This window comes from Paenibacillus woosongensis, assembly GCF_009725165.1.
In the GTDB taxonomy this organism is placed as follows: domain Bacteria; phylum Bacillota; class Bacilli; order Paenibacillales; family Paenibacillaceae; genus Fontibacillus; species Fontibacillus woosongensis.
The window spans coordinates 899,389-921,539 of sequence record NZ_WNZW01000001.1; the positions used below are offsets into that span (position 1 = coordinate 899,389).

At 49.0% G+C, this 22,151-nt stretch carries 16 protein-coding genes; 4 read left to right on the forward strand and 12 right to left on the reverse strand.

What is annotated here, in order from left to right:
* The first annotated feature begins 1 nt into the window (after position 1).
* From GNP95_RS04275 to GNP95_RS04285, 3 genes are all read left to right on the forward strand, one after another.
* Complete coding sequence (locus GNP95_RS04275; protein WP_155609610.1) at positions 2–1,780, forward strand: response regulator; 1,779 nt, start codon at positions 2–4, stop codon at positions 1,778–1,780.
* Positions 1,752–2,732 (forward strand): sugar ABC transporter substrate-binding protein, encoded by a 981-nt coding sequence (locus GNP95_RS04280; RefSeq protein WP_155609611.1) that lies wholly within the window; start codon positions 1,752–1,754, stop codon positions 2,730–2,732. The genes GNP95_RS04275 and GNP95_RS04280 overlap by 29 nt, the downstream gene beginning before the upstream one ends.
* 79 nt (positions 2,733–2,811) lie before the next feature.
* A complete protein-coding gene (locus GNP95_RS04285) occupies positions 2,812–3,450 on the forward strand; it encodes an NAD(P)H-binding protein (protein ID WP_155609612.1) in 639 nt (212 codons plus the stop codon).
* A 111-nt stretch (positions 3,451–3,561) separates the two neighbouring features.
* On the opposite strand, the gene GNP95_RS04290 is transcribed toward GNP95_RS04285, so the two are convergent.
* The 9 genes from GNP95_RS04290 to GNP95_RS04330 all read right to left on the reverse strand — a co-directional run bounded on the left by GNP95_RS04290 (position 3,562) and on the right by GNP95_RS04330 (position 17,782).
* Positions 3,562–4,119, reverse strand: coding sequence for a glutathione peroxidase (locus tag GNP95_RS04290; RefSeq protein ID WP_155609613.1), 558 nt, complete (start codon positions 4,117–4,119; stop codon positions 3,562–3,564).
* A gap of 733 nt (positions 4,120–4,852) precedes the next feature.
* Complete coding sequence (gene pgmB / locus GNP95_RS04295) at positions 4,853–7,861, reverse strand: beta-phosphoglucomutase (RefSeq protein ID WP_155609614.1); 3,009 nt, start codon at positions 7,859–7,861, stop codon at positions 4,853–4,855.
* Positions 7,862–7,916: 55 nt separating this feature from the next.
* A complete protein-coding gene (locus GNP95_RS04300; RefSeq protein ID WP_155609615.1) occupies positions 7,917–9,008 on the reverse strand; it encodes a carbohydrate ABC transporter permease in 1,092 nt (363 codons plus the stop codon).
* Positions 9,009–10,091, reverse strand: coding sequence for a carbohydrate ABC transporter permease (locus GNP95_RS04305; RefSeq protein WP_155609616.1), 1,083 nt, complete (start codon positions 10,089–10,091; stop codon positions 9,009–9,011).
* 204 nt (positions 10,092–10,295) lie between these two features.
* Positions 10,296–11,702, reverse strand: coding sequence for an ABC transporter substrate-binding protein (locus GNP95_RS04310; RefSeq protein WP_155609617.1), 1,407 nt, complete (start codon positions 11,700–11,702; stop codon positions 10,296–10,298).
* A 268-nt stretch (positions 11,703–11,970) separates the two neighbouring features.
* Complete coding sequence (locus tag GNP95_RS04315) at positions 11,971–12,975, reverse strand: LacI family DNA-binding transcriptional regulator (protein WP_155609618.1); 1,005 nt, start codon at positions 12,973–12,975, stop codon at positions 11,971–11,973.
* A gap of 491 nt (positions 12,976–13,466) precedes the next feature.
* Complete coding sequence (locus tag GNP95_RS04320; protein ID WP_230873651.1) at positions 13,467–15,251, reverse strand: cellulase family glycosylhydrolase; 1,785 nt, start codon at positions 15,249–15,251, stop codon at positions 13,467–13,469.
* Positions 15,252–15,528: 277 nt separating this feature from the next.
* The gene (locus GNP95_RS04325) at positions 15,529–15,981 is read right to left on the reverse strand and encodes a hypothetical protein (RefSeq protein WP_155609619.1); all 453 of its coding nucleotides are present in this window, start codon (positions 15,979–15,981) and stop codon (positions 15,529–15,531) included.
* 100 nt (positions 15,982–16,081) lie between these two features.
* The gene (locus GNP95_RS04330; protein WP_155609620.1) at positions 16,082–17,782 is read right to left on the reverse strand and encodes a hypothetical protein; all 1,701 of its coding nucleotides are present in this window, start codon (positions 17,780–17,782) and stop codon (positions 16,082–16,084) included.
* Positions 17,783–18,148: 366 nt separating this feature from the next.
* On the opposite strand from GNP95_RS04330, the gene GNP95_RS04335 reads away from it, so the two are divergent.
* On the forward strand, positions 18,149–18,379 hold the full coding sequence (locus tag GNP95_RS04335) for a hypothetical protein (protein WP_155609621.1): 231 nt from the start codon (positions 18,149–18,151) through the stop codon (positions 18,377–18,379).
* Positions 18,380–18,432: 53 nt separating this feature from the next.
* Here GNP95_RS04335 and GNP95_RS04340 read toward each other — a convergent pair whose 3' ends face one another.
* The 3 genes from GNP95_RS04340 to tyrS all read right to left on the reverse strand — a co-directional run bounded on the left by GNP95_RS04340 (position 18,433) and on the right by tyrS (position 22,135).
* Positions 18,433–20,373 carry a DUF2075 domain-containing protein gene (locus GNP95_RS04340; RefSeq protein ID WP_230873652.1) on the reverse strand — a complete coding sequence of 647 codons (1,941 nt, stop codon included), beginning with the start codon at positions 20,371–20,373 and terminating at the stop codon, positions 18,433–18,435.
* Positions 20,374–20,421: 48 nt separating this feature from the next.
* The gene (locus GNP95_RS04345; protein ID WP_155609623.1) at positions 20,422–20,754 is read right to left on the reverse strand and encodes a nucleotide pyrophosphohydrolase; all 333 of its coding nucleotides are present in this window, start codon (positions 20,752–20,754) and stop codon (positions 20,422–20,424) included.
* A gap of 121 nt (positions 20,755–20,875) precedes the next feature.
* Positions 20,876–22,135, reverse strand: coding sequence for a tyrosine--tRNA ligase (gene tyrS, locus GNP95_RS04350; protein ID WP_155609624.1), 1,260 nt, complete (start codon positions 22,133–22,135; stop codon positions 20,876–20,878).
* Positions 22,136–22,151: the final 16 nt, after the last annotated feature.

A 22,151-nucleotide genomic window follows, 5' to 3' on the forward strand; every position in this document is an offset into this window, starting at 1 on the left:
AATGAAGAAGGTATTTCTAGTCGATGACGAAATTCTGATCCGTGAGACGATCCGGGACTGTGTCCATTGGGAGCAGGAAGGCTTTCTCTATTGCGGTGATGCCTCCGACGGCGAGGTCGCGCTGCCGCTGATCGAGGAGCTTCATCCGGACATTCTGATCACCGACATCAAAATGCCTTTCATGAACGGCTTGGAGCTGTGCACTCTCGTCCGCCAGCGTATGCCGGATATCAAAATCATCATTCTGAGCGGACATGGCGAGTTCGAGTACGCCCGGAGCGCCCTCAGCATCGGGATCGAAGAATACTGCCTGAAGCCGATTAGCTCTGCGGATTTAACCAGCCTGCTGCAGAGTGTCAGCCGAAAGATCGATAAGGAACGCAGCGAGCAGGCACAGCTTGAACGTCTCCGGCGGAACGAGAGCATGGGCAGGGTGCAATCCCGGGCAAAGCTGCTGGACGATCTATGCAGCGGCTTCCTCACAACACCGGAGGCGCTGCATGCCGCATCCCAGCTCGAGGTGCCCCTGGTCGCCCGTTATTATGCGGTCGTGGTGATGGATCTGCGCGAAGCCGATGATCTGGCAGGCGCACACGTGCCGGAACAACAGGCCGCAGGTGAAATGACCAGTGCCAAAAACCGTGCAATTGAAGGTCATGAGACGGGAGCCAAGGAGGATACGCCGGAGGCGCTTGATGCTAGGCTCCTGCTCGGGCAGGCTGCTGAGCTGTGCACGGTGGATAAACGGCTAATCCAGCAAATCAGTGCCTCGGAGGAGGACACAGCTCTCCCCTTCCGTCAGAGCCGGACAAAGACCGGATGGATTGTCAAAGGCGACACGGTCAATACCCTGAATGAGCGGATCGAGCCGTTCCGAAGGCTGCAAGAGAGCGCGGCCGAACATGCCCGCAGCTGTGTCATGGCAGTGGGTATCGGCTCGATTCAGGATCGGCTGCAGGGCGTTCATCTCTCTTGTCTGGAGGCGGAGGAGGATATGCACTGGCAGCGGCTGTCCCGGCAGAACCGCCGAAATTTATGGGAGGCCACCCGCAGTTCCTTACACAGAAACATTTTTTTGGACCGGCAGGCCTTCATCGGATTTCTAAAGGTCGGCTCTCCCACGGAAACGCCAAGCTTCATCAGGGATTTTGCAGCGGTGTTGCAGCCTATTGACTGGAACACCTCATTGATCGGCTACTACATTCTCAACGACGTCACACTGGAAGTCATTCGCACAGCGGAGGAGCTGTACCGCCAGCCCGAGTCTCCTGACAGCTTCCTTCGGCCGTTTCAGAGCAACATTGAGTCAATCCGAGACTGGGAGGATGCGTGCGCTTATCTGACCCGGCTGGCTGAGCAGTTCTGGCTCTGGCGTACCCGCTCCTCCGACCGCTACGCCCACCTGCTCGTCCAGGTCAAGGCGTACATTCAAGCCAACTATGACAAGGACCATATTTCTCTACAGGATGCGGCTGATTACGTGAATGTAAGCCCGAGCCATCTCAGTAAAATATTCAGCCAGGAAACGGGACAGACGTTCATCGAATTCCTGACCCAGACCCGGATTCGCAAAGCGATGGAGCTGCTGCACTCCACGCAGGCCAAAACGTATGAAATCGCCTTTCAGGTAGGTTATAGCGATCCGCATTATTTTTCTAATCTATTTAAGCGAACTACCGGGATGACCACGACGCAATTCCGCAGGAAGGGAATACTTCCTGCAGCGTTGCACCGGGCAGAAGGAGCAGCAGATGAGAGCAGCCAGACAATTTCTTTATAGCCAGGTCCTTCCAGCAGCAGTAATGCTGTTTGGCTGCTTGATCTTTGAAGGCTGCCAATCTGCCGCGACCACGGATGTTAAGTCACCGTCCATCAAAGTTGCTGCTGCGAGCGAAGATGAAGCGCCGCGTTATACCTTCGGCATCATATATCCGGTTGCGCATCTGTTCTATGAGGAGATTACCCGTTTAGCAGAGGAGGCGGCAGCTCCTCATTCCATACGGCTTATCGTGAAAGCGCCGGAAAGCTTCAGTGCCGACCAGCAGATCCACATGATGGAGACAATGATTCAGCAAAAGGTCGATGCCATCGCCATTGCTCCAATCGATGCGTCTGCCCTTGCTCCGGTAATCGACAGGGCGGTTGAGGCCGGGATTCCTGTCATTTGCTTCGAGTCGGACTCGCCGGGAAGCCGTCGGCTTTCTTTGATCGGTACGGATAACATCAAGGCCGGGGAGCAAATGGGCCAAGTCATCCGGCAGCTGCACAACAACAAAGGTATGCTTCTCATTGAATCCGGCGTGCAGAGCATGAAAGTGAATCAGGAGCGTCTCGAAGGCTTGCTCCGGTATTTGCAGGATCATACGAATATCCAAGTGCTTGAAATCCGCTATCATGGTGGAAACAGTGACAAAGCCTTATCCGATTTGGAACAAATGATCGACGATCACCCGCATTTCGATTCGTTAGTGTCGATCGATCTAATCTCCAGTTCGGCGTCCGTGCTCGTCTGGAAGGCCAAAGGCTTGAACCGGTTTGCACTCTCTTTCAACATGACCCCGGAAATGAAGGAAGCGATCCGCAACGGACAGATCACCTCCGTCATTTCTCATCACGAACAGGAATGGGGGCGCCTGCTCATTGAGCATCTGCTGCGGGCTGCCCAGGGCGAGTATGTTCCTCCTTTCGTCGACACCGGAACCCAGGTGGTACAGGGCCTGTCATCGGAATGAAATATATTCTGGATTAGAATTGGATTACGGAGCTAGAGTTTGATATTTTTATAATGAGAACGTGAATAGGGGCGTATTTATGACAAACAACCACAAAATAGCCATCATCGGCGGAACCGGAAAAGTCGGGCGTTATATTGCTGCAGCCGCGCTGCGGAAGGGTTATCAGGTGCGAATGCTCGTAAGAAATCCGCAAAAATTGGACAGCCAAGACGGCAGAATCGAAATCTTGCAGGGCAGTGCAGAAAATAGAGATCATATAGGACAGCTGCTCCAGGATTGTCATGTCGTGGTGAACGCTTTTGGCCAGCCGCCGGGAGATGTACCGCTTTATAGCTCCGTAACCGGCATGGTTCTCGAAGTCATGAACGAGCTCGAAATCAGCCGATATATCGGTGTTACCGGTGGCTCCCTTACTTTGGAAGGGGACCGGAAGCGATTCATGAACAAAATCGGTGCGCTGCTGTTCAGAGTCTTTTTCCCTGCGCTGATCAAGGACAAACAGAAGGAAGCGGCCATCATTCAACAATACTGCAATATCGAATGGACGCTGATCCGGCTGCCGTTCGTCGTCGAAGGCGCGGAAAGCGGCGGCATCAAGGAAAATCTCACCGATATGCCCGGCCTCAAAATTTCCAATCAGGACATCGCGAGCTTTATCGTCCGCCAGGCGGCAGAGGCCAAATACATTCACAAAACCCCTTTTATCGCTACATAGAGACTGCAATTGAAGAAATTAAAAGTCCCCGTCTCATTCATGAGATGGGGACTTCAAGTTCGGCTTCATGTCCGGTTTGGACTTTACTTCAATTTGGATTCGGATTTGACATTAAGCCAATTGCAGCAATTCCTGGATACTCGATTGGACAACATCGACAGAGTCCGTCGGCTCAAAACGGCGCACGACCCGGCCCTGCTGATCGATCAGGAATTTGGTAAAGTTCCATTTGATCGCATCGCCTACCAGCCATTCCGGCGCTTTGTCAGACACCATCAGCTTCAGCAGCTTCGCGTTGATATCACTTTCATCAAAACCTTGGAACGGGGCCGCCTTCTTCAAATAATCGAACAAAGGATGCGCCTCCTCCCCATTAACCTCCACCTTCGCAAAAATCGGAAATTTTACGCCATAATTGATCTGGCAGAAGGACTCCGCTTCTTCATTTGTACCTGGCTCCTGTTCCCCAAACTGATTGCATGGAAAACCGATGATCTCCAGCCCTTCGGCGTGAAATTGCTCGTAAACCTTCTGCACATCGTCAAACTGGGGCGTAAATTTGCATTTGCTTGCCGTATTCATGATCAGGACCGGCCGGCCCTCCAGTTTATACAATGGGAACCGCTCTCCATTCGTCTTAAGCACGTTGAAGTCATAGATTGTTGGCATGGATTATGTCACCTCATGATTGTATGTATTGATTTTCAACATATAATAGATTTGCAAGAAATGCAATAAACCGTTCTCCGTAACCCCTGTTTCACTTTGTCAGCTGCTGTGTTGTAACTGCCTGAAGTATAAAAATTCAGCAGCATGCCCTCAGGAATTGTGAGTATCTGCTGTCACAGTCCTTGCGGACATAGGAGACCTTATTTGTAGAAAAAGAGGCAGATTCGTGTGCTTACGGACACAGGATCAGCTATTTGAACATTTTAACGCATTTTTGCTGCTGTAATGATGGATTAGCGGAACTAGGGTCCGATAGCCTGTGAAATTTGCTGATTTGGGACAAATAGCGGAAACAGGGTCCGTTGACGGCATCTTACAGCCGTGGAGGTGCCGAGAGGCGCGATGGGCCGAGCGTGCGATGGGCCGAGCGTGCGATGTACCGCGTGTGTGATGTACCGCGTGTGTGATGTACCGCGTGTGCGATGTACCAAACGTGCGATGGGCCAAGTGTGCTACGTGCTGCCTGTGTAACTTGTGAACGTGTGTGAACAAGCAGCGTAAGTGCGGAGTATGTGGCGATGGTGTTGCTGCATTAGGTATGCGAGGTATAAGCTCCCACAGCCTGCAGGCGCACAATGCAAAAAAAGCCCCGCTCCTTCTCCCTGCAAGCGGGAAAGGAGCGGGGCTGTGTATGTTACCGAGCCAGAACAGCCCTAGCCCGGCAGCAGCCGGACTAAGCCATCAGCTGCTGCAGCTTGTCCAGGCTCAGCTCGGCCGTCGAGGCAAGCAGCAGGTCGGCGGCGCCGAGCTGGGCGGCGCTGCCGATGCCGACGGCCTTCATCCCGGCGGCCCGGATAGCGGCAATGCCTGCCTCGGCATCCTCCACGCCGATGCAGTTCGCCGGATCTGCGCCAAGCATTTCTGCGGCCAACAGAAATATTTCCGGATCCGGCTTGCCTTTGCGGGCGCTGCCAGGGTCAGCCACCGCCTGGAACCAGGAGCTGGCGCCTAGCCGCTCTAAGATGAACGGCGCATTGTGGCTGGCCGACGCCAACCCAACCGCGATCCCCTGCTCTTGCAGATTGACGAGCAGGTCGCGGATGCCCGGCAGCAAATCGGCAGGCGTAATATGCTCGATCATCCGCTTATAGCTGTCGTTCTTCCGCTTCGCCAGCTCCGCCTTCTCTTCGGCGGTATAGCTCCGCTCACTGTCCTCGAGCACGATTTCCAGTGACTCCATCCGGCTGACGCCCTTCAGGCGTTCGTTTTTGGCGCGGTCGAACGGAAGTCCTAGCTCCTCGGCCAGGTCCTTCCAGGCCAGATAATGGTACTCTGCCGTATCAGTAACCACACCGTCGAGGTCGAAGATGACAGCCTCCAGCTTTTTCACAAATGGTATCCTCACGGGTTCTCCAGGCAGCAGGCTCAATGTATCTCCTTTATGCCTAATCTCCAAGCCCTCTGTGCTATCGCTCTCCAGAAGGGTATATACGACACCCTCCTGATCGACAAAAATATCAATCCGTTGGCCATGGTTCATTACCTTAAAGCGATAACTGTCCCACTGCGCCGGCAGCTTCGGATCAAAGCTGAGCACTCCATCATACGCGCGCATGCCGCCAAAGCCGTTTACGATCGACATCCAGGAACCCGCCATGGCCGCGGTATGCAGGCCATCCTTCGCATTGCGGTTCACATCGTCGAGATCCATGCGCACCGTGCGGTCGAAATAGGAATACGCGCTTGCCAAATCCCCGATTTCCGCGGAAATAATGCTATGAATGCATGTGGACAGCGAGGAGTCGTGTGTTGTCAGCGGCTCGTAATAATTGAAGTTGCGGATTTTATCCGCCAGGGAGAACCGGTCTCCGAGCAGGAACATCGCGAGTACTAGATCGGCCTGCTTCAGCACCTGATGGCGGTAAATCACCAGCGGGTGATAATGCAGCAGCAGCGGATATTTATCTGCCGGAGTATTCTCGAAATCCCATTTTTTCTTCGTTAAAAATGTATCGTCCTGCGCATAAATGCCCAGTTCTTCATCGAACGGAATAAACATCTTCTCCGCCGCGTTCAGCCATCCTTCGATTTCTTCCTCCGTCAGCCCGAGCTTCCGGCACAGCCGATCGTAATCCTGCGCATACTGCTCCCGCAAAAACGCCGCTGTCTCATAAGCGTAGATCAGCTGTTCCTGTACCATCAGGTTCGTGTACGCATTGTTGTTGACGATCGCCGTATATTCGTCCGGTCCGGTTACGGCATCGATGCAGAAGGCCCCGCCGCGCGCCGGATTGTAATGGCCAAGGTCCGCCCAGAAACGGGATGTCTCGAACAGAATTTCGGCTCCTTTGGCAACTAGGAATTCGATATCCCCGGTCGCCTGCACATACTGCTTCATCCCATAAGCAATATCCGCATTGATATGCGCCTGGGCCGTGCCCGCCGGGAAATAGGCCGAGTTCTCAGCGCCATCGATGGTGCGCCAAGGATAGAGCGCCCCCTTTTGCGACATGACGGCTGCCCGCTCCCGCGCTTTATCCAGCGTGTTATAACGAAACTCCAGCAAGGATCTGCCGATTTCCGGCTGTGTATACGTGAAGAATGGCAAAATATACATTTCCGTATCCCAAAAATAGTGGCCTTCATAGCCCTCGCCGGTAAGGCCCTTGGCCCCAATGTTCGTAACGCCGTCGCGGCCAGCCGACTGCAGCAGGGCAAAGGCATTGAAGCGAATCCCCTGCTGCAGCGCCACATCGCCGTTGATCTCCACGTCGGCCCGCTGCCAGAATCGCTCCAGGTAAGCGCGCTGCTCTTCAGCCAGCAGATCAAAGCCGCTGTCGCTCGCCTGCCGCAGCACTTCAATGCTGCGGCGGACCAGCTCCTCCTCGGCATAATCCCGGGTCGTATGATACGAGATGTATTTGGTCAGCCGCGCGGTCTCTCCGCCTTTCAGCTGCAGCTTATATTTCGCTGACATCCGCAGCTCGTTCTGCTGCACCGACATTTCGTATCCCCAAGGGGCTTCGATGCGATGGCTGATCGCGGTGAGCAGGGCAAATTTCGTATAACGGGTACGATGCCTCATCCATAACATCGCTCTCTCATGCCCGGTCTCTTCGAGCAGCAAATTCGGCTCAGCGCGCGCTCCGCCAAGGCGGGGATCGTCGGTTGCTTCCGGCTCGGCGATTTTGCCGTCCACCCCGGAAATCAGCGCGACGCTGCCTTCAAAATTCAGCGCGGTCACCTCATATTGAATCGCAGCCAAATGCTTGTGCTGCAAAGCGACCATCCGCTGAATCCGGATCAAGACGCGGTGACCCGCCGGTGACTCCCATTCAACCTCGCGCTGCAAGATTCCCTTCTGCATATTCAATTGCCGTTTGGAGCTATGCACCTTGCCGGAGTGGAAATGAAACGGATGCCCCTCGACTCTCAACTCGATCCACTGTGCGTTCGGAACATTGAGCATGGACTGGTTGCGTGACGGGTACCCGTAAGCCCCCTCGGGGTATATAATCGGCTCGGAATCATAGAAGCCGTTTAAGTAATTGCCGACAACCGATTTTCCCGTCTTGCCGTAATACCCTTCCTCAAAATTGCCGCGCATGCCGATATATCCGTTGCCTAAAGCGAATATGCTCTCATTTCTTTGATTGTTCTCTTCATCATAGGACTGTTCAGTAACGTACCATTCCTCATAAGGATATAGCGCCTTCGGATGCTCGTATGGCTTCATTTTCATCTCTGCCAGGCCCCTCCAATTCCGTAATCATTCTCTTGTTGATTGCAGCCCATTGTTAACCCTTGACCGATCCGCCCATAAGCCCTTTGACGAAATATTTCTGCAGCAGGAAGAAAATCGTCAGCGGCATCAGCATCGAAATGAATGCAGCCGAGGTCAGCAAATGCCAGTCATTGCCCCGCGAGCCAACGAGGTCGGCAATCTTCATGGACATGACCTGTACGTTTGGCTGGTTGCCGATGAAAATCAGCGATACGAGGTAATCGTTCCAGACCCATAGGAACTGGAAGATAGCAATTGAAGCCAGGGCTGGTACGGACAGCGGCAGAATCAACCGGCTGAAAATCGTAAAATGGCTAGCGCCGTCAATAAACGCCGACTCGAACAAATCTTTAGGCAGCTGGCTGATGAAGTTATACATGAAGTACGTCACGAGCGGCAGACCAAACGCGGTATGCGCCAGCCAAATGCCCAGGTAGCTGCCATTTAGGCCAAGCGCCGTGTAATCCTTCAGGATCGGAATAAGCGCGACCTGAATTGGAATGACGAGCATGGCGATGATGATGACAAATAGCGTCTTGCGGCCCGGGAATCGCAGCCAAGCAAAGGCGTATGCCGCGAACGAAGCGATCAGTACCGGAATGATGGTCGCCGGCACTGCTATCGTCAGCGTGTTCCAGAAGGCCTGAGACAGGCCGGTTCCTTTTTGCACAGTTTCGCTGCCGTCCCCGAGCTTCAGCTTGTATTCCTTCCCGGACAGAACGTTCTTATAGTTGTCCAGCGTAAAATCGGGCTTCACTTCCCAGCCGCGCTCCTGCATATTGATCGTTCGGGCTCTGCGATTCTCCCATATGAGGCGTTTGTCGCCCTCAGTAACGCCAGCCTTCAGCTGGTCATCCGTGTAGGTTGTGCCATTGACCTCGATCGGCTCGCGCAAATCGACGTCCTTAGACAACTGCAACGTTTCCCCGGCCTTCCATTCCTGGTGTGGGAACACCTTCCACCAGCCGGTCTGCAGAATATCCGCCGCAGGCCTGAACGAGGAGATAAATAGTCCCAGCGTCGGGAGCAGCCAGATGAAGCAGATGATGCCGAGCACAACGTTGACTACGGTCTTGTTTCCTTTTCTCTTTTTACGGCCGACCATTTAGAATCCCCCCTGCTTGCGGAACTGGCGCAAATTGATAATGATTACAGGCAAGACCGCGATCAGCAGCACGATAGCCAGCGTGGAGCCGTAACCGAAGTTGCGGTACATGAAAAACTGCCGGTAGAACTGCGTCGCAACAACCTCTGTATCGTATTGACCTCCCGTCATCACCATGACGACGTCAAATATTTTCAAAGTGAATACAATAATGGTCGTAGTGACCGTCAAAATCGTCGTAGAGATATATGGAATCATAATGCCGAAGAAAATCTTGACTTCTCCCGCGCCGTCCACACGCGCCGCCTCCAGAATATCCTCGGGGACGCCCTTGATTGCAGCGGAGAAAATAACCATCGCAAATCCCGTCTGCATCCAAATCAGGATGATAATCAGAAAAAAGTTATTCCATGGCTGGAGCATACTTGTCCAGGCCTGCGGCTCACCGCCAAAAAATGTAACAATTGCGTTCAGTATCCCAATTTGTTCATCGCCAGGCTGATAGTAGTAAACGAACTTCCAAATAACGCCGGCGGCCACAAAGGAAATCGCCATCGGCATGAAGATGATCGACTTAGCGATCCTCTCGTAGCTGCTGCGGTCAGCCAGAATCGCAATCAGCAGACCCAGGCTTACGCAAGCCAGCGTCCCGACGAACACCCATAGCAGGTTGTTGCGCAGCGCCGTCGCGAGCAGGCGGTCTGTAAATATGGCCGCATAGTTGGCCAGACCGACGAACTTATCCGAGGAAGCGTTGAAGAAACTTAGATATAGCGTCCGCAATGCCGGCAGAATAAGCAGCCATCCCAGGACAAGGGTTGCCGGGCCGACGAAGATGAACGGCAGGACTTTCCGGCGAACTTGCTCCGGGTACTGCTCCACTGCCCAGTTAAACGTGTAATAGATGAGGTAGACGCCGACGACTCCCCATAGCACGGCAAATACAGCCGTCAGCAGCGGGTTAAGTGTCGAGTCGCGGAAAAACAAAAATATGGAACCGTGTACGGCGATATTGGCCAATAGTACAAGCAAGGAAAAGAGCACGGCTTTCATGCTAATTCTTGGTTTTGCTTGTGCACTCATAATAGCTCCTCCTATAAGTTTTGCGGAGCAAAACTGTCTTCGTAAGCATGCGCTTTGTTTTGCGGAGCAAAACTGTCTTCGTAAACCCTGAATTACTTCGTGATCAAAAGTTGATTAGACAAGAAAAGAGGAGCAGCTAGCAAGCGAACCACAGTGCTCCTCTTTACCAGTTAACAAGGTGTGAAAAATGACGATAATTGCAGATTAGTTATCCCAGCCGGACTGAATTTGCTTCAATGCGTCATCCAAGGAAGCCGTACCGCTCACGTAGTCGGTCATCCCCTTCCAGAACGTACCTGCGCCAACTTTACCAGGCATTAAGTCAGACCCGTCGAAGCGGAGCGTGGATGCATCCTGTACGAGCTTCGCCATGCGGCGGTCGGATTCGGAGCTGTACCAGTCGAGAGATGCGTCGTTCATTGGCGCGATAACACCGCCAGATTGAACCCAAGTTTTGATGGATTCGCCCGTCGTGAAGAATTCCATGACCGCGCGAACCTCTGGACGATCGTTGAACATCGCGTAAATGTCGCCTGCTACAAGTACTGGCTTGCCGTATTCTTCATCAATAGATGGCAGGTAGAACCAGTCGTAGTCTTCATCGACTTTAACCGTTTCCGGGAAGAAGCTGGTGATGAAGTTGCCTTGGCGGTGGAACCAGGCTTTTGGAGGATCCGTAAACATTGGAGCCGGAGCATCACCAAATGCCGTAGTTACGATCGATTTCGTGCCGCCATATACATAATCTTTATTCATCCAAATGTCAGACATAATTTCTACAGCACGCTTCACTTCAGGAGATGTGAACGGAAGCTCGCCGTTTACCCATTTGTCGTAATTCTCTGGAGTTGTAGTGCGGAGCATGATGTCCTCCACCCAATCCGTAGCTGTCCAGCCCGTGGCTGCACCGGACTCGATACCGATACTCCAAGCAGGGTCGCCGTCTTTGGCGATTTGCTCGGTCAAGGCCATCATTTCGTCCCATGTCTCAGGAATTTTGTATCCTGCTTCTTCGAACTGCTTCTTCGGATACCATACCAAGCTCTTCACGTTACTGCGGTTCCAGATCCCGGCGAGAATTTTACCGTCTTTGCCCTCCATCGTCCCCATGTCGAGCCAGCTTTGGTTGTAGTTCGCTTTTAATTTGTCCTGGTCAAGAATGTTGGTCAAGTCGATGACTTTCCCCGTTTTTGCGATAGAAGCCAGCAGACCCGGCTGCGGGAAGTCAGCGATGTCCGGAGCATTTCCGCCGTCTACTCGGATATTAATCGTCGCTTCGAATTCTTTGGAGCCTTCATATTGAATGTCGATCCCGGTTTTCTCCTCGAATTCTTTAATGCTGCTTTCGAATTTCACTTGGTCAGCATCTACGAACGGACCGAACATCGTTACTTTCGTTCCTTTGTATTCGCCCTTCAGCGCAAGCTCCAGAGGCGACAGATTCTCGTTGCCGCTGCCTTCATTTGCTGCTCCCTGGCTGTTGCCTCCTGTATTCGCTGGCGGCTCATTTTTCGGCGTATTGCCGCCCCCGCCACAGGCGCTCAGCACCATCGTAAATGACAGCAATAGTACGAGAAGCAATGACATTTTTCGTCCTACAGCGTTCTTCATCTTATGAACATCCCCTTTAGTTTAGTAAACCTTGCGTCCCTAGTTGCAGGGTCTTGCATTCTTGCTTCTTCCTCGCTTTTTGCCCGCTAAACGGATCATTCTTCTCCAGGATCACCCCCTTAAAGAGCTTCAATCTTCGTTTCTTAGGCTAAGCATATCATGATCTACAAGGTCGCATACGTTTACATTTTGCTGATTCCCCATTCAAATTTTTACGATTTCCCGATTCTGAAAAGCTTTTCAGAATCGACAGAAAAATAAGTAAAACTTACTTTTCTCGGCAGGAATCCCGCACAATGAGCCGATGGGCCATTTTTTCTCGTAAAATGTCGATGCTTCCCGTCGTGACCAGTTCATGCACCTTCTCTGCCGCGCGATAACCCAACTCGTAGATCGGCTGCGCAATCGTCGTCAGCTTTGGAATATACATGCTTGCTACCCGCAGGTTATCGAAGCCTATAACGGATACTTGCTCCGGAACGCTGATGTTCCGATCGTTCAAATATGATATCGTACCCATAGCGAACTCGTCGGCTACGCAGAAAACCGCGGTAATGCCCGGGTGCTCCGCAAACAATTCGCCGGCCGCCTCATACGCATGCTCAAAACGGTGATTCGCATACTTGACCTTCTCCATGTTATGTTCCATTCCACACTCTGTAAGCGCTTGCACAAAACCTTCGAAACGTGGCGGTCCAGCTATGGAGTTCGCATGGTTGAAGCCAATCATGCCGATGTCAGTGTGGCCAAGCCCAATTAAGTATTTGACCGCATCATATGCCGCGGCCTTATCATCAATCTCCACACTCGGAATGTCATATTCATAGGAGTGGGAGGAGACAAGTACAAACGGGATTCGGCTTCCGGCCAGCTTCTCGTAATACTCTGGAAAAATAATGTCACTAGCAAAAACGATGCCATCCACCTGTTTCTCATGAAACGCATCGATGTAGGACAGCAGACGATCCTTGTCGCGGTCCGTATTGCAAATCATAAGACTATAGCCAAGCTTGATGCAAGCATCCTGCACTCCCCGAATGATGCCGGAATAGTAAATGTTCTCGATATCAGGGATCAGCAGGCCCAGCGTAAATGACTTCTTGTAAATCAGGCCCCGTGCAAATGAGTTCGGCTGATACTGGAGTTCCTCGATCACATCCAGCACGCGCCTCCGTTTACTCTCAATCACTGTATCCGGGGCGTTCATGACACGGGATACCGTGCTGATGGATACGCCTGCCATCTTGGCAACATCCCGAATTGTAGGTTTCATCTTCGTCTACTTCCTTTTTTGAAAAGCTTTTCAACGCCATTATAGCAAGCCCTTTTTATTTTGACAACAACTTTTTAAAACGCTTTCAAAATGGGGTGAATACAGCTAGGTGCTCGGTATTATGATGTTATCTAATTACGCTCTACACGAAAGATTCAAGGGATTAGATGGATTTGATGTACCTAAAAATCAAAAATCATCCCATAATTGGCCAACTCCCTTCTTTTAATGACATGAAATCCATTTAAATCTAAAATCCCTTCCTTGCCGCAGAAACTAACTACCATAAATCCATTTACATAAGTTGAACTATTGAAATTCCTGTTTTACTTTTCGTTGCTTCTGGGAAAAAAAACATGATTAGTTGAGTGGACATGACTTGTTTAAACATTGATCACAAAAGCCGCCAAAAACAAAAGGATCGGCCGCAGCCGATCCCCTTGTACAGCAGCCTCTAGAATATCCGAAAATAATACCTACTATTTACCGGATTAAGGCTCGATTCCCCAGGCCAGAACCCCGTTGTTGTATAATGTTACTTTGTTCCAGTCGGTGTATGAGGTCTTGGCGGCATCGAAGGAGTAGTCGTTGTTCTCATTAAAGTTGGACCAGTCGGATTTGGACATCCGCAGTTGAATGTCTCCGGTCTGCCCGCCGGGAGCAATGGAGCCTGCTGCGGCCGTGAAGCTGAGCTCGACGTAGGTGTCTGCATTCGTGCCAGAAACGCTGCCGAAGGCTGTTTGAATGTTGGCTGACCCCATCTGAGCCCAATCGATCCAGGCGTTCATCGTTTGATTGCCGTCTTTCGTAAAGTAATAGCGAAGCTTCAGGCTGCTAAGATTGACGGCGCTCGTTCCGTTATTTTTGATGTTAAAATACGGTTTGATTTGATTATCGCTAGGGCTTGTATCTCCCGCCCGGTACTGTAAAACGAGGGAGCTGGAAGGTACTGGCGTACCTTGCGGAGTTACGCTGGCCTGCGTGGAATTGGAGCTTGTTCCGACGTTATTCGCGGCGCTCACCACATAATAATACGTATTGCCGTTCGTCAATCCCGTATCCGTATAGCTGGTAGCTGCAACGTTACTGGCAATCGTCATGTAAGGCCCGCCGCTGACTGCTGCTCTCTTAACCGCATAGCTTGTCGCCCCGGGGGAAGCGTTCCAGCTCAATACAGCTTGTTCATTCCCTGCCGCAGCCGTTAAGCCTGTTGGAGCGGCCGGTGCTGTTGGCACCGGAGGATTCCCGTTATCCGGAACCGGCTGATAACCAGGCGTTGTATAAATTCCGCTAAGCTGAGATGTAGCAAGTGTGCCGTAGGTACTGTTCACTATGGTTTTACCCCAGTCCGTCAAGCTTCCCGCCGGGCCCGTTGCCAGATCCAAATATTCGACGCCTCCGCCGTTGCCATACCAGGACCAGGCCAGCCAGCCAACGCCTTTCTGCTGAGTATAGCTCAGGATGGTCGCCTCATCCACATCGCCGCTGGAATGCTTATGTCCAAATTCGCCAATGATGACGGGAATATTCAGGGCCAAGGCATTGTCAATGTTGCTCTTTACCGTTGCGGCGTCGCCGCCCGCATATTCGTACATATGGATAGAGAAGATCATATTTTTCAGCGGATCGGTGCTAGCAACAGCCAATCCTTTCTCAAAGATCGAGTTCGGATATTGTCCCCAGCCAGCCGCATCCACAACGAGCGTGTTCTTAATGCCTGCATTGCGGAGAGCCGGGATCGCCGCCTGATAACCGCTTGCCCAGCCATCCGAGCTCCAGGAGCCAAACCATTCATTGGCAATGTTGACGATCACGCGATCCTCTTTTCCGATTAATGCATCTTTAATGCTGATCCAATAGTCAACGGCACGATTCAGCGTAGAGGCAGAATCCGAGCCTGTCGCATCATGTACTTCAAGCATAGTAATGAGATTGTATTGATCACATAAAGCGATGATGTTCTCGACGGAAGCGACATCGTCCCTTGTCCACTGTCCCCCATCCGACAGTACAATTCTTACGGTATTGGAGCCTGTTGCGGCAATAGCCGGAATGGCAGCAGCTAAATCGTTCTTGTACCAAGTGTGGGCATGGTTGACCCCTCGCATCACAAATGGCTTGTCCGTGGCATCATAAAGCGTGGTACCGCTTACATAGAATCCTTTGACAGGCGTCGCTGCTGCGGATACTTTCCCACCAGGAACAATGGCGGCAGCTGCGATGACGGTCACAGCAAGAAGCATCGTGGCAAAAGATTTCAACCGTTTTCTACTCATAAATAAAACCCTCCAATTCAATAGTTTGGATAAAAGGTAAGCGCTTACTTAATTAGCGTTACTACGAACCTCCTTTCTGCAAAAAAGTAAATAGAAATGGAAATTACACTTTTCATCATACATTAATTGTAAAAATATTTCTACAATTTATTATATTTTGTTAGCATTATTATGATAACAAATTTATTGGGCTATGGTGAAAAAAAGGATGCCCCGACTTACGGGGCACCCCTCACTAATGTATGTTTATATGTATGAGTATGTATAACCTTGTTGACTATTCTGCTGATACAGGTTCCTCTGTCTCAGCATGACCACGGTTACTTGCCAATTTCGCTGGCAGCTGCCAGGCCGTTACTATGGCTAATAATACAAAGATGATATCCATCCCGCTGAACATTGTTGAGAATAGATTTGGAAACATGCGGATGACATCCATGCGGAACATCGTCAGGATCCCTTCCACCTCACCAATTACATAGTAGCCGTACACAAAGTACTTACCAAGCAAGATACCTAACAAACTCGCAATAACAGCTAATATCTGGTGTACCGGAGTAATCCTCTTTGCGAAGATAGATACCGCAAAACCGGCCAGTCCCCCAATCGCCCAGGCGACAATTCCCACCTCGTACTCCGTAATAACCACAATCAGTGCCCAAATGGCACCGCCAATGATTGCAGCAATGAATGCAGCTAACACTGGCATAACATTTTTACTCCCGTTCATCCTTCTTCTCCCGTCATAATAAAATTAGCTACATCATTAAATGTGTATGCTAATACATATTATTCTATAAAGTGTCATAAAACTCCTTTGTTTGACAATTTTATAGCGGAATCGTGTAGAAAATACGCTTGCCTTTTTTATCCGCAAACCAAACCAGCTTGTCGTCCATGATGATCGGGTCGCATTCGGATAGTACAAATCCAGGAATACTGTTGATTTCACCAACAGGATTACCCTTCCCGTTAACTTCAACATACTTCACATCCAGCGGCGTATTCTCGCGGTCAAATTCCTGCCACAGTACTATGAAACGATTCTCGTCTATTTTTACGAGCTTGGGAGTGGAGCCAATATGATCCGTACCTGATGTATATTTCGCTATAGTTATATTATTAACTTCACCGCTGTTCAAGCTGGTACGGGGTACTACAGCAAGCATAATGTCACGAACATCCTTATCTAGCCCGACCATCTCGAAATTGGTATAGGATTGCACCTTAGAGTGATCAGCCTTGTTATAGGCAGTTATATAATGGGTAGAGGAAGTCTCGAATCCCCCGAGAGAAACTCCCGTCATATTAGCACCAATACTTCCAGGAATACGAAATAAATCTACTTCTTTATACTGTGATCCATTCCCTTTATGAAGAACGATCGACCGGGGATACGCATCGCCGTGATCCACCAGGACATGTTCTTTTCCATCGTATTTTACAAACTGGTCAAAGGAATGACTGACATGGTTCTTTTGAAATTCCCCTATATAGTTGGTTACGCTCATATTCGACGTATTAATAATTAAGGTAAGCTGGGACTGATGATTCTTACCATCTGAGGCTGTATATCTCAATCGTGACGTATGTAATACGAGTTCATCGCCATGTTCAGCCATCCTGGGGGTTGCGGAACGAAACGGCTGGATGGTATAGCTCTCCCCGCCTTTAACCGAGACACTGTCGATTCGATTAAAGCTTTTATCATAGCGAACGACTCGAATTACTTCCTTACTGTCGTCCTCTTCCTTATTATCTTGGCCATAAGCAATATAATTGTATTTCTCCCCACTATAGAAGGCCCCATAGAGCGGCAATTCAAGAGGGAGCTTTTTACTTGAAGTTACTTCATAGTCCTTATTGTATGTCTCGATTCGAACCTGCTCCTCATCTACGGTTACACTGCTGAACGTGCCATCGATATTTTGTATCAAATGGGAGCGGATCGGCTCGCCCCATCTTGAGAAGTAAGACTGAACAATATGGTCTGTCCCTGCGCTGGCACCTGCCGCTTGATACGCATTTTCAGGCAGGTATGGTTCTACAACAATACTATTGGTCGCTGAATCAAACGAAACATCAAATTTTAATGCGCTAGCCAAATCTCTTAGCTGAAAATAGGTATTATCCTCAATATTATAAGCTTGTATAGATTGAAGCTCCCCGTCGATCACAATCTTTGCCGTAGACAGCTTCGCCTCATACACCTTGCCAGAGCTGTAGTACGGGGTACGGAATGACTCATTGGCTGAATATGCCTTGCCTGTAGTTAATTCAATCGCATTCTGATCATTGTTCCAGGTAATATCGAATTGACTATTCGATCCGGATAAATGACTTGCCAAATCACGCAAACGAAAGTAACTGTAATTCTGAATGTTAAATCCGGAGCTGTGCACCACCTCGCCATCGATGACCACTTTACTAGTGCTCACCGTGGCTGTTTCCTTCCCTTCTGCATAACTTACTGATGCCTCTATGAATAAAAAGAGACATAACACCAACAACAACGTACTAATCTTTCTCATCTTGGCCTCCACTTTTAAACTGTAGTATTGCTTATCCCGCGATGATATCTCCTGTTTTATTCGTCAGACCGTCCGCAAGATAATTCTCTTGTCCAAATCTGGTCTTCTGCCTCAATCCCTCCGGCACCTTAGACCCTTAGACCTATCCAAAATATCATATCATAATTCATTGGACGTATCTTCCTATTTTCGACAAGATGAAGCTTCTTTCGGGCTTATAATCATATTAAAAAGCCATAGTCACCGTTTTCGGTACTGTGGCTTTTTGCAACTACTAACTGTCCATTTTCATTTCTTTCCGGAACGATCACTCCTACGCCAACATATTCTGGAGTATGCCATTGCGTTCCAAAGGAGTGACTGCGTGTGAAGCGTGTGAACCCTATAAAAAAGCATGTAAAGCAGTCGGCAAGAAAGCATGCGAAACCCGTAAAAATACGAAGTATTAGCGGTGGCGGTGGCAGTTCGATTTCAACGACCCGAAGAAATGAAATCGCGCTGATCTCCGCCGTTTTGTTTCTAATTGCCGCCTCGCTCAGCTTGTATGTGGCTTGGAATGATTTAAAATCCGGCGGCACCTCCGAAACGCTTATCTAACTACGCAGAGACGCCAAGAAGAATCGGCGTCTTTTCGTTTATCTACGCTGTCCTTAATTATTATTCGCGTCTCTTTTGCTATTAACATGATAAGAAACTCTTCCTTCAGCCACGGCATATAATTTTTCCTTAGGTACCGGGTAAATAATACTTTTTTGACGTGATAGCCGTTTAGTAAAGTATTCTTTTAGATAAGGATCAACACAGTAAATATAGCATCCCTGCATCCCTCGTGTAAGGAGTGTACGGTAAGTGTTTTTTATAATTTGATCGGCTATTCGCAGTGCCTCATCCTTGTCCTTTTTATACAAACTTTTAAATCCTGACAAGGATTTATCAGTCTTTGCACGTTTGAAAGGATCTGTTACAATTTTTCCGTCAATATATCTAAGATCTTCGCCGATAATAACTCCCACATAATCAAACTCCAGTCCTTGCGAGGTGTGAATACAGCCAACTTGTTCTACTGATTCAGGATCGATTGCCCATGTTTGGGTATTATTTAAATTCCAGCTCGCAGAAAACTGATATTCCTCTATATAAATATCATGAATTTCCGGATTACTTTTCCCATCCTTTTTCCAATCCCAGCAGTAGCCGGCCAGCATCCTCGCTTTATTATTCACTTGATTCTTTTCCAAAATTTCATCACGCAGTTCATTGGGATCATCAAAAATCTTGAAATCATATTGAAGATCGAACCCGTCTGCATTGGCTGTCTCACGAAGCTCCAGCACATCATCCAACCAGGCTAAATATCCATCCGAGCCATTACAACGAAATTGCGATTCTAGTTCTATCTCTACGATTTCAGCATTGTATAATTGTGAAAATCGTTTGATTTCTTCTTTACTGCCTACGTCCTGCATAGAAATTTTTTGATACTCATCAATAAAAAAGATAGAACATTTAGCCGCCCGAATGATCTCCATCACCTGGTTCTCACCTTTATTCTTAAATAAACCTGACTTCTCATTTAACCGATGAGCTTCATCAACGATCAATACATCAATTTCATTGGGTAATGCCCCATAATATATTCCTGAACTTTTAAACAAGTTATTAATCACGGTTTTCTTATAGCCTTGCTGGAGTCTCTTAGTGTATACCTCTCTGGGGGCACTATTCTTGGTTACATATTGACAGACCATATCCTGAGCGGTTAATCGTACCAACAAATTAATGGCTAGCACTGATTTTCCCGTGCCGGGCCCTCCCTCTATAATTAAAACTTGTTTGCGGTCAGTAGTTTGTGCTTTTTTTGCCATAAGAAGAGCCACTTCATAGGCCACCTTCTGTTCATCGATCATTAAAAATTCCTCATTACCCTCTAACATCTTAAGAAGTGAATCCTGCAGTGATTTAGATGGCTTAATTTTTCCGTGGTCAATCAGATATAAAGATCTTTTTCGATCAGATTTTTTAATATATGTAGAAATAAAACTCCTTAATTTAAGGGCATCACCTTTTGTAAATACCGGAGCCTCTGATATCCAGTTCTCATATATGACATCCGTTAGAGGGTCATCTTCTTCCCTAATATAGTTATGCAAATAAGCACAGGGGTAAAGCGATATCGATTCATTTTGTACCGATTCATTATAGTCAGATATTAATCTAGCATATGTATAAGCCTGATACGATGGATGCGCATGCTTGCCTAGCCTTTTATTTATAACCGTCTCAACGAGCCCATCTAAACTTTCCACTTTATTTATGGTGGACCATTGTTTTAATTCCACAATGACCACCGAATATTGATCCTTCTCGTCCAACCCCGTCAACATAAAATCTATCCTGCGCGAAGTTGTAGGTACCTTGTACTCAATGGCAACTCCTACATCATCAGGGATAGTTGGAGTATTTAGAACCTTATACATATAGTTCATGGAATTATTCCAGGAATTAATCTCACCAAGCGAAACCTTACCAATTTTCTGCAAATAAGACTCATGAATTTTGACAGATATACTATCGTCAGTTACATCATTCATGAATTCTTCCTTGGTAGCTTCGTAAATAATCAAAGCTGTCTCACCCCGTCACTCTATTTCTGTGTATTTTTTTGATGTTCCTTTAAACTTCTCCACAGGATACTTTTGTTTATTTTTCTCCAATTTGCTTAGAATAGCTTCTTTAACATCAATCTTTAAATCGTTTGCAAGCATTAATGAATAGATCAGAACATCGGCTAATTCATCTTGGATATGTTTAAAGTTAATATCTATCGCTTGCTCACTACTTTTCCATTGAAAATTCTCCAGTAACTCACTCGCTTCTAATACCAAAGAGATTGCTAAGTCCTTAGGGTTATGGAATTGCTCCCAGTCCCTCTCATCTCTAAAACTTATGATTTCCTTTATTAGATCATCCATATAATAGGCACCCCTTGGTAGTAGATTATGAGTCTATTATAGGCTAGCTTGTTATAACAGTTCAAAGAAAAAAGCACAGCACCCTCCTGCAGGAGATTGCTGTGCCTTTCGTTTCGTACCCCTAAACCAATTTCACCAAATGGTATTTCTTCTTCCCTTTGCGGACGATGATGAAGCGGCCTTCGATCGCCAGATCGGCCGTAATCTCGAACTCCAGCTCATTGACCCGCTCCCCGTTCAAAGAGATGGCCCCGCTCGTAATATCCTCGCGCGCTTGACGTTTCGATGGCTCGATCCCTACGTCAACGAGCCAATCGACAATATTCTTGGATTCTTTGGCTGCTTCGAAGGTCGGCATTTCTTTGAAGCCTTGTTCGATTTCATCAGCAGTCAGAGACTTAATATCCCCGCTGAACAGAGCGGCGGTAATTCGCTTAGCCTCCGCCAGCGCATCCTCGCCATGTACGAACCGGGTCATTTCCTCGGCCAGCGTAATTTGCGCTTCGCGTTTATGCGGCTCAGTCTGTACCTTCTCAGCTAGAGCCTCAATCGCCTCTTTATCGAGGAACGTGAAGTATTTCAGGTATTTAACGACATCACGGTCATCGGTATTTGCCCAGAACTGGTAGAACTCGTATGGCGTCGTTTTCTTCGGATCAAGCCAGACCGCGCCGCCGGCCGTTTTGCCAAATTTCGTGCCATCGGCCTTCAGCATGAGCGGAATCGTTAAGCCGAAGGCTTTCGCTTCCGGGCCTACTTTTTTGCGAATGAGATCCAGTCCGCTTGTAATATTGCCCCATTGATCGGAGCCGCCGATTTGCAGCTGCACATCCTCTTCCTGATACAGATGCAGGTAGTCCATCGACTGCAGAATTTGATACGAGAACTCCGTGAACGAAATTCCGCTATCCAAACGGCTTGCTACGACATCTTTGGCCAGCATCGCATTGATGCTGAAATTCTTCCCATAATCCCGCAGAAAATCAATGACGTTCAACTGATGCGTCCAATCATAGTTGTTCACCAGTCTCAGCTCATTGTCCCCGTCGGTCATGAACAGCTTCTTCATTTGCGCAGTCAGCGCCTCAACGTTAGCCTGCACCTGCTCCATCGTCTGCAGGCTGCGCTCGGTCTGACGGCCGCTTGGGTCACCGATCGTTCCGGTTGCGCCGCCAATGAGAATGACAGGTTTGTGCCCTGCCAATTGAAATCTTTTCAGCACGATAAAAGGAATCAAATGCCCGATATGCATGCTGTCTCCCGTCGGGTCCACCCCACAATACAAGGAGATCGCCTTCTCCTCAGTCAGCTTGCGAAGCCCCTCCGCATCCGTCTGCTGATTAATCGCTTCACGCCATTCCAATTCATCGATAATATTCAACATATTCAGCTCCCTA

What these genes read in the sequence shown, in the direction of transcription:
- GNP95_RS04300 (WP_155609615.1), bottom strand. Translation starts at nt 9,008, where the DNA reads ATGGTCGGCCGTAAAAAGAGAAAAGGAAACAAGACCGTAGTCAACGTT.
- GNP95_RS04280 (WP_155609611.1), top strand. Translation starts at nt 1,752, where the DNA reads ATGAGAGCAGCCAGACAATTTCTTTATAGCCAGGTCCTTCCAGCAGCA.
- GNP95_RS04315 (WP_155609618.1), bottom strand. Translation starts at nt 12,975, where the DNA reads ATGAAACCTACAATTCGGGATGTTGCCAAGATGGCAGGCGTATCCATC.
- GNP95_RS04330 (WP_155609620.1), bottom strand. Translation starts at nt 17,782, where the DNA reads ATGAGAAAGATTAGTACGTTGTTGTTGGTGTTATGTCTCTTTTTATTC.
- GNP95_RS04340 (WP_230873652.1), bottom strand. Translation starts at nt 20,373, where the DNA reads ATGAATGATGTAACTGACGATAGTATATCTGTCAAAATTCATGAGTCT.
- GNP95_RS04290 (WP_155609613.1), bottom strand. Translation starts at nt 4,119, where the DNA reads ATGCCAACAATCTATGACTTCAACGTGCTTAAGACGAATGGAGAGCGG.
- GNP95_RS04325 (WP_155609619.1), bottom strand. Translation starts at nt 15,981, where the DNA reads ATGAACGGGAGTAAAAATGTTATGCCAGTGTTAGCTGCATTCATTGCT.
- GNP95_RS04285 (WP_155609612.1), top strand. Translation starts at nt 2,812, where the DNA reads ATGACAAACAACCACAAAATAGCCATCATCGGCGGAACCGGAAAAGTC.
- GNP95_RS04345 (WP_155609623.1), bottom strand. Translation starts at nt 20,754, where the DNA reads ATGGATGATCTAATAAAGGAAATCATAAGTTTTAGAGATGAGAGGGAC.
- GNP95_RS04305 (WP_155609616.1), bottom strand. Translation starts at nt 10,091, where the DNA reads ATGAGTGCACAAGCAAAACCAAGAATTAGCATGAAAGCCGTGCTCTTT.
- GNP95_RS04320 (WP_230873651.1), bottom strand. Translation starts at nt 15,251, where the DNA reads ATGAGTAGAAAACGGTTGAAATCTTTTGCCACGATGCTTCTTGCTGTG.
- GNP95_RS04310 (WP_155609617.1), bottom strand. Translation starts at nt 11,702, where the DNA reads ATGAAGAACGCTGTAGGACGAAAAATGTCATTGCTTCTCGTACTATTG.
- GNP95_RS04275 (WP_155609610.1), top strand. Translation starts at nt 2, where the DNA reads ATGAAGAAGGTATTTCTAGTCGATGACGAAATTCTGATCCGTGAGACG.
- pgmB (WP_155609614.1), bottom strand. Translation starts at nt 7,861, where the DNA reads ATGAAAATGAAGCCATACGAGCATCCGAAGGCGCTATATCCTTATGAG.